Origin of the sequence: Flavobacterium sp. (genome assembly GCF_035292545.1) — a bacterium.
Lineage (GTDB): Bacteria > Bacteroidota > Bacteroidia > Flavobacteriales > Flavobacteriaceae > Flavobacterium.
The window spans coordinates 1-4,681 of record NZ_DATDPV010000023.1 but is presented as its reverse complement, the minus strand read 5'-3'; the positions used below and the strand labels follow the sequence as shown (position 1 = coordinate 4,681).

The window sequence follows — 4,681 nt, the reverse complement described above, 5'->3', positions numbered from 1 at the left end:
CTTGTAGCCCGTTCATTGTTTTGAAGACTGTCTGTTAACTTAATAAACCTGTCGTTATAGTAAGAGTCATTTTTTGGATCAATTTTGACTAATAATTCCAGTGTTTTCAGTTCGTCTTCAAAAATTTTATTGTCATGGGAATTCACTCGCGCTTCCTTTATGTTTAGCAAAGCTTTTGCGGTATCTTTTTGGGCAAGATAATATTCGGACAGGTTAATTTTACTGGATACAATCCCGGGAATATTATTGAGACTATCTCTTATTTGAAGCGCTTCATTAAATTGATCCAAAGCTGATTTATCCCCCAATTTAAATTTAGAGTAAGCTAAATTATTAGTTAAATTAGCATATAGCAAGGGATTTGAATTACTGAAATTATCAAAATTTAAAGCTTCTTTAAAATAATTTATTGCTTCATTATGAGCCTCTTTCTTCTGGAATATTCTTCCTATATAGTTATACGTTTGCGCTTTTAGCATTTCGTATTGTGAATCGTTTTTTAAATTTTCTGTTATTTGATAGGCTTTATTGTAATATTCAAGTGCTTTTTCATTATTATTAAGCCCTTCCAATGCATTTCCTAAAGTAATATAGCATTCATAGGTTAATCGGATATCTTTTTTTTTCTTTCCCGATTTCAAGATATTTATAACTGCTGTCTCGCAACCTGAAAAATCTTTTTCATAAAACAAAATATTTGCTTTATAGAGCTTGAGTCTGTCAACATCGCCTTTATCTTCTAAATTTAAATATGTTTTTTCCGCTTTACTGTAGTAATAATAAGCACTATCATTGTCAAATTTAATATAATGATAGTTTCCTATATAGTGCAGACATTTTGCTATATCAAGTGTGTCATTGCTTTTTTGAGACATCTTATAAACATCTCTACATATCGTTAAATATTTTTCATATTCTTCAAGATTATAATACCTTCCAGCTAATTTTAAATAATAATCTCTAGTTACGGAGTCATTTTTATTATCATTTATAGCGCCCTGAGCTTTATCCGCGAATGCTAAACGAGTTTTTTTGTCAAGATTAGAATTGTTCGCTTTAGCCAACAAAGTGTCAAGAGTGTCATTGTTAGGCTGTAGTGAATCTTCTTTTTCTTTTTGAGAACAGCTTGTGAAAAAGAGACCGCAAAGGATTATGAATACTATTTTTCTCAAATTATACATTTATCATTAAACGATTTCAAATCTACTAAATTATTTTAGAAAACCATATAGAAACCATGAACTCATGTTTTTTATGATGGAAAACAATTACGGCAAAGGCATTGGAATAGGTGGATCGATATCACCTTCTCTAGCCGATTCAACAGTATTAGTCGTCATTGTATTATTCATTTCATTTGCTTGCTCTAATTCATCTGCCGTACATGATGACATAGTTACTAATAGAGCGAAGATTCCAATTGCATAAGTGATATTTTTCATAATTTTGAATTTTAATTCGTTAATGTTAGACTAATGGGGATTGAAAATAAATATGTTTTGTAAAAAAAATCCCTTGCTTAAATTGTTGTTTTATCTGTTATAATTTTATTCAAAATTATAACCTATTCGAAAATAGATTTTACGGTTTTCCCGTATATTTTGTTAAATGTTTCTCGAGACAAAACAAATCAATAGCTTCTTGCCTTTTAAGATCGCTTTGTTGCTTTTTTAACAGTAAAAAATTCATCCCAATAAAATTTTTTATGTAATTTACCATCTATAAGATTCAAAAATGAGAACATTAGTTATAGGCGATATCCATGGTGGATTGAGAGCTTTGGAACAAGTGATAGAAAAAGCCAATATTTCGAAAAATGATAAATTAATCTTTCTGGGAGATTATGTTGATGGCTGGAGTCAATCCCCGCAGGTCTTGGATTATTTAATTCAATTAAAAAATACCTGTCAATGTGTTTATATTCGAGGAAACCATGACGAATTGGTATTGCACTGGTTACAAAATTATCATGACAATCCCATGTGGTATAACCATGGCGGCGAATCTACGGTTTTGGCTTATGAAAAAGTGACACAGGAAACAAAGAACAATCATATCGAATTTTTACTTACTTTAGAAAATTACCATTTAGACGACCAAAACCGATTGTTTGTACATGCCGGTTTTACCAATATGAATGGCGTTACTTCTGAGCACTTCCCAAGAATGTTTTACTGGGAAAGAACCTTATGGGAAACGGCCTTGGCTTTGGATAAAAACATGAAACCCGACGATCTCTATTACCCAAAAAGATTCACTTTGTACAAAGAAATTTACATTGGACACACTCCTGTTTCAAGAATTGGGAAAACAATTCCTGTACAAATGGCCAATGTATGGAACGTCGATACCGGAGCTGCTTTCGTTGGACCATTGACTATATTGGATGTCGATTCGAAAGAGTTTTGGCAAAGCCAGCCTCTAAATGAATTATATCCTGACGAAAAAGGCAGAAATGAAAGTGCTTTTAAACCTAACTGAGTATATTTGCAGGATATTAATATTATAATAACACCTTTTTATGAAAAAATTTGCTCTTAGTTTGTTCCTGTTATCAACTGTTTGTGTTTCTCAAGCACAAGAAACAATCCAAACTTCAAATTCCGATATGCCGAAAAATGAAGTGAAATGGAACATTGCAAACACAATTGCTTTTGGTTCTGTAGAATTGGGTTATGAATATTTTATCGATGGGCACCAATCAATCGGTGCAGAAATCCTTATTAATGATGCCTATAACTATGGGATATCAAGACAATATAAAGATTTTGACACCAACAGTTTCCAGGTTACTTATAATTATTATATGAGTAGTGAAAACAATGGTTCCGGATTTGTACTTTCTCCGATGTTGAAATACCGCTCAGGGGAATATCAAAAAACGGAAACAGACCCAAAAATCAACATGAATAGTTTTATTCTTGGAATTGGCGGAGGTTACAAATGGAATTTAAGCAATAAATTTGTTTTCGGTCCTTATATTAATATTGGAAGAAATTTCAGTAATGAAGTAAATGAAGAATTCAATATTGCAGTTGAATTTAATGCTGGTTTCAGCGTTGGTTATAGATTTTAATTTCTAAGTTTTAGATATAAAAAAATCCGATTCAAATGAATCGGATTTTTTTGTTTTTATATTTAAGGGAATTACAAATCAAATTTAATTCCTTGTGCCAATGGCAAACTTGTTGTATAATTGATGGTATTGGTTTGTCTTCTCATGTAAACTTTCCAAGCATCGGAACCTGATTCGCGTCCACCGCCTGTTTCTTTTTCTCCACCAAAAGCACCACCGATTTCAGCACCGGAAGTTCCAATGTTTACGTTTGCAATTCCACAATCGGAACCGACAACGGATAAGAAAAGTTCCGCTTCACGTAAATTATTGGTCATAATAGCTGATGACAATCCCTGAGCCACTCCGTTTTGAATGGCGATTCCATTTTCTACAGAACCTTTATATTTCAATAAGTATAAAACTGGAGCAAAAGTTTCGTGTTGTACAATTTCGAATGCATTATCTGCTTCTGCAATTGCTGGTTTTACGTAACAACCGCTTTCGTACCCTTCGCCAGAAAGCACACCGCCTTCAACAAGAATTTTTCCACCTTCGGCAACAACTTTTGTTAAAGCATTGCTGTACATTTCAACCGCATGCGTGTCGATTAGTGGTCCAACGTGATTGTTTTGGTCTAATGGATTTCCAATTCTTAATTGTTTGTATGCTGCCACTACGGCATCTTTTACTTTATCGTAAATACTTTCGTGGATAATTAAACGACGTGTTGAAGTACATCTTTGTCCAGCCGTTCCTACAGCCCCAAAAACAGCTCCGATTACCGTCATTTTAATATCGGCGTCCGGAGTTACAATGATGGCATTGTTTCCGCCTAATTCTAATAATGATTTTCCAAGACGACCGGCAACGGCCATCGCTACGATTTTACCCATACGAGTGGAACCTGTAGCTGAAATTAACGGCACACGTTTATCGGCAGTCATTAATTCTCCAATTTTATAATCTCCGTTGATTAAACACGAAATTCCTTCCGGAAGGTTGTTTTCTCTGATTACTTCAGCAATGATATTTTGACAGGCAATTCCGCAAAGTGGTGTTTTTTCGGATGGTTTCCAAACGCAAACATCTCCACAAATCCAAGCTAAAGCGGTGTTCCAAGCCCAAACTGCCACCGGAAAGTTGAAAGCCGAAATGATTCCGACAACGCCCATTGGGTGGTATTGCTCATACATTCTGTGTCCAGGACGCTCAGAGTGCATCGTTAATCCGTGCAATTGACGGGACAATCCTACTGCGAAATCACAGATGTCAATCATCTCTTGTACTTCACCATATCCTTCTTGCAAGGATTTTCCCATTTCATAAGAAACTAATTTCCCTAAAGCTTCTTTGTGGAAACGTAATTTTTCTCCAAACTGACGCACAATTTCTCCACGTTGCGGTGCTGGCATTGTTTTGAAAGTTTTGAATGCTTCGGTCGCTTTTTGCATTACTTTCTCGTAATCTGCAGGGGATGTGCATTTTACTTTTCCGATTAATTGGCCATCAACCGGGGAATACGATTCTAGGATTTCTCCGCTTGAAAAATTATCCAGTCCTGTTGAAGTACCTTCGTTTATGGCTTTTACACCTAGTTGCGCCAGCGCTTCCGTCATTCCGAAT

5 protein-coding genes are annotated in these 4,681 nt (G+C 34.8%); 2 read left to right on the top strand and 3 right to left on the bottom strand.

All coding sequences use genetic code 11. The features are described 5' to 3' along the window. Together VI621_RS04055 and VI621_RS04050 are read right to left on the bottom strand one after the other, a co-directional pair. Positions 1-1,172 (bottom strand): tetratricopeptide repeat protein (locus VI621_RS04055; protein ID WP_324217099.1); only part of this gene is annotated, 1,172 nt, incomplete at its 3' end. Positions 1,173-1,268: 96 nt separating this feature from the next. Further along, on the bottom strand, positions 1,269-1,442 hold the full coding sequence (locus VI621_RS04050) for a hypothetical protein (protein WP_324217098.1): 174 nt from the start codon (positions 1,440-1,442) through the stop codon (positions 1,269-1,271). A gap of 292 nt (positions 1,443-1,734) precedes the next feature. Between VI621_RS04050 and VI621_RS04045 the strand changes: the two genes are divergently transcribed. Then, positions 1,735-2,481: a metallophosphoesterase family protein gene (locus tag VI621_RS04045; protein ID WP_324217097.1), complete on the top strand. Its 747-nt coding sequence runs from the start codon at positions 1,735-1,737 to the stop codon at positions 2,479-2,481. A 40-nt stretch (positions 2,482-2,521) separates the two neighbouring features. Further along, positions 2,522-3,076 carry a DUF3575 domain-containing protein gene (locus tag VI621_RS04040; protein WP_324217096.1) on the top strand — a complete coding sequence of 185 codons (555 nt, stop codon included), beginning with the start codon at positions 2,522-2,524 and terminating at the stop codon, positions 3,074-3,076. Positions 3,077-3,147: 71 nt separating this feature from the next. On the opposite strand, the gene VI621_RS04035 is transcribed toward VI621_RS04040, so the two are convergent. Beyond that, a partial coding sequence (locus VI621_RS04035; protein ID WP_324217095.1) for an aldehyde dehydrogenase family protein occupies positions 3,148-4,681 on the bottom strand: 1,534 nt, incomplete at its 5' end.

What these genes read in the sequence shown, in the direction of transcription:
- VI621_RS04050 (WP_324217098.1), bottom strand. Translation starts at nt 1,442, where the DNA reads ATGAAAAATATCACTTATGCAATTGGAATCTTCGCTCTATTAGTAACT.
- VI621_RS04045 (WP_324217097.1), top strand. Translation starts at nt 1,735, where the DNA reads ATGAGAACATTAGTTATAGGCGATATCCATGGTGGATTGAGAGCTTTG.
- VI621_RS04040 (WP_324217096.1), top strand. Translation starts at nt 2,522, where the DNA reads ATGAAAAAATTTGCTCTTAGTTTGTTCCTGTTATCAACTGTTTGTGTT.